Below are 3,140 nucleotides of genomic sequence, written 5' to 3' on the forward strand. Positions count from 1 at the left end.
GTGTGGGCCGCGGACACCATGAACGTCGTGCGGATGATCGAGGCCAAGGCCGTGATCGTCTCCGAGCCGTTTCTGGTGGCAGTTCCGGTTCTCGAAGAGCAGGGCATCAAGGTTCTGACGGTCGCCGACCTCCTGAGGTCCGAGCCGATCGATCCGATCGATGTCGGCGAGGACGATCTCGCGCTGATGCAGCTGACGTCCGGATCGACGGGTTCGCCCAAGGCGGTCCAGATCACCCATCGCAACATCTACTCCAACGCGGAAGCGATGTTCATCGGCGCCGAGTACGACGTCAACAAGGACGTCATGGTCAGCTGGCTGCCGTGCTTCCACGACATGGGCATGGTCGGCTTCCTGACGATCCCGATGTACTTCGGTGCGGAGCTGGTCAAGGTCACGCCGATGGACTTCCTGCGGGACACCCTGCTGTGGGCCAAGCTCATCGACAAGTACAAGGGCACGATGACCGCAGCGCCCAACTTCGCCTATGCGCTGTTCGCCAAGCGGTTACGTCGCCAGGCCAAGCCGGGCGAGTTCGATCTGTCGTCGCTCCGATTCGCATTGTCGGGCGCCGAGCCCGTCGAGCCTGCGGACGTGGAGGATCTGCTGGACGCGGGTGCGCCGTTCGGGCTGAAGCCCGACGCCATCCTGCCCGCCTATGGAATGGCCGAGACCACGCTTGCGGTGTCGTTCTCGCCGTGCGGCGCGGGTCTGGTCGTCGACGAGGTCGACGCCGATCTGCTGGCCGCCCTGCGCCGTGCCGTGCCCGCCACCAAAGGCAATACCCGGCGCCTGGCCTCTCTGGGACCGTTGCTGCGCGACCTCGAGGCGCGCGTCATCGACGAGCAGGGCAACGTGATGCCGCCGCGCGGCGTCGGCGTCATCGAACTCCGAGGCGAGTGCTTGACGCCCGGCTACCTCACCATGGGTGGATTCATCCCGGCGCAGGACGAGCACGGCTGGTACGACACCGGCGACCTCGGCTACATCACCGAGGAAGGCAACATCGTCGTATGCGGCCGCGTGAAGGACGTCATCATCATGGCGGGCCGCAACATCTATCCGACCGACATCGAGCGGGCCGCGTGCCGCGTCGAGGGCGTCCGACCGGGTTGTGCGGTCGCCGTGCGACTTGACGCAGGGCATGCGCGCGAGACGTTCGCCGTCGCCGTCGAGTCCAACTCGTGGCAGGACCCTAACGAAGTGCACCGCATCGAGCGACAGGTCGCCCACGAGGTGGTGGCCGAGGTCGACGTGCGTCCCCGCAACGTCGTCGTACTCGGACCTGGCACCATCCCGAAGACGCCGTCGGGCAAGCTGCGCCGCAGCAACTCGGTCTCGCTCGTCACCTAGCCCCTTCGCGAGGGCTCACCCGCAGGTGGCGGTAACGAGCTGTCGGTAAATGTCGATACGGTCGGTGTCATGCCGTCCGCACCCGCCATCGAGGCGATCGATCTCGTCAAGCGGTTTGGTGCCGCCGGCGGCGGACCGGCGGTCGACCACGTCGGCTTCACCGTTCCGCCCGGTACCGTGCTCGGGCTGCTCGGTCCGAACGGTGCGGGCAAGACCACTACGGTGCGGATGATGACGACGCTGACCGCACCCACCGGCGGGACCGCCCGCGTCGCGGGATACGACGTCGTCCGCGAACCCGACCAGGTGCGCCGCAACATAGGGCTGACCGGTCAGGTCGCCACCGTCGACGAACTGCTCACCGGCCGCGAGAACATCCGGATGATCGGCGGGCTTTACGGCATCCGCAGAAAAGACCTCAAGCGGCTGGGTGATCAACTCCTCGAGCAGTTTTCGCTCACCGACGCCGCCGACCGTATGGTGAAGTCCTACTCGGGCGGCATGCGCCGGCGCCTCGATCTCGCGGTGAGCCTGCTGGCATCGCCACCGGTGTTGTTCCTCGACGAGCCGACCACCGGCCTGGATCCGCGCAGCCGCAGCGAATTGTGGGATGCCCTAAGGGAATTGGTCAGGCAGGGCACAACGCTGCTGCTGACCACGCAGTACCTCGAGGAGGCCGATCAGCTCGCCGACAACATCCTGGTGATCGATAAGGGTCGCATCATCGCCGAGGGGTCGCCACTCGAGCTCAAACAGCAGGCGGGCAATGCCAGCCTGGTCGTCACCGTGACGAACGCCGAGGACCTGCGCGCTGCCGAGGCGCTGCTGGCGAGGAGCGGCGCCGAGGTGTTCGTCAACGCCGGCGCCCGCGAGTTGACCGCGCCCGCCGACGGACTCGACGACATGATCCGCGTCGCGGGGTGGCTCCGGGAGAGCAACATTGCGGTCGACGACATCGGGTTGTCACGACCGAGCCTTGACGACGTGTTCCTGTCTCTGACCGGACACCGCAGCGAAGAGGGGGACGAGGCGTGACCGCCGAAGACGTCGAAACCATCGCGCCGCCCACGCAGGGCCATGCGCGACGGGTGCCGTTGCACACCCCGAACATCGCCCAGCAGTCGTGGATCATGGTCAAGCGCAACATGATCCACACCAAACGCATGCCCGAGATGCTCAGCGACGTCACCGCTCAGCCGATCATGTTCGTGTTGCTGTTCGCCTTTGTGTTCGGCGCCTCGATACCCAACCCCGGAGGAACGAACTACCGCGAGTTCCTGCTGCCCGGCATCCAGGCGCAGACCATCGTGTTCTCGGCGTTCGTCGTGGCCTCCGGTATCACCGCCGACGTCGAGAAGGGCATCATCGACCGGTTCCGGTCGCTGCCGATTTCGCGGTCGTCGGTGCTCATCGGCCGCAGCATCGCCAGCTTGATCCACTCCTCGCTCGGCGTGGTGGTGATGGCGCTCACGGGCCTGGCGATCGGGTGGCGGATCCGGGGAAGCGTCGCCGAGGCGGTGCTGGCCTTCGCCCTGGTTCCGGTTTTCGGATTCGGCATGATTTGGTTCGGCATCCTGATCGGGTCGCTGCTGCGTACCGTCGAAGCCGTCAACGGCGTGATGTTCACCGTCTTGTTCCCGATCACGTTCCTGGCCAACACATTTGTGCCCACCGAGCCAATGCCGCACTGGCTGCGGGTGATCGCCGAATGGAATCCGGTGTCGTCGCTCGCTCAGGCGATGCGTCAACTGTGGGGCAACGGCGGGCCCGCGCCGGAAAGCGCGCAG

Annotated in this window: 3 protein-coding genes; all 3 read left to right on the top strand. The window is 66.2% G+C overall.

Annotated elements, in window-relative coordinates:
• The coding region (locus tag A5650_RS21180; protein ID WP_067296288.1) for a fatty acyl-AMP ligase at window positions 1-1,353 on the top strand (1,353 nt) is incomplete at its 5' end.
• A gap of 69 nt (window positions 1,354-1,422) precedes the next feature.
• On the top strand, window positions 1,423-2,388 hold the full coding sequence (locus A5650_RS21185; RefSeq protein ID WP_067296292.1) for an ATP-binding cassette domain-containing protein: 966 nt from the start codon (window positions 1,423-1,425) through the stop codon (window positions 2,386-2,388).
• A gap of 20 nt (window positions 2,389-2,408) precedes the next feature.
• Window positions 2,409-3,140 (top strand): ABC transporter permease (locus A5650_RS21190; RefSeq protein ID WP_067296295.1); only part of this gene is annotated, 732 nt, incomplete at its 3' end.

This window comes from Mycobacterium sp. 1164985.4, assembly GCF_001668575.1.
Taxonomy (GTDB): domain Bacteria; phylum Actinomycetota; class Actinomycetes; order Mycobacteriales; family Mycobacteriaceae; genus Mycobacterium.

Excerpts from the sequence above, each read along its gene's own strand:
- A5650_RS21185 (WP_067296292.1), top strand. The coding sequence starts at position 1,423 with ATGCCGTCCGCACCCGCCATCGAGGCGATCGATCTCGTCAAGCGGTTT.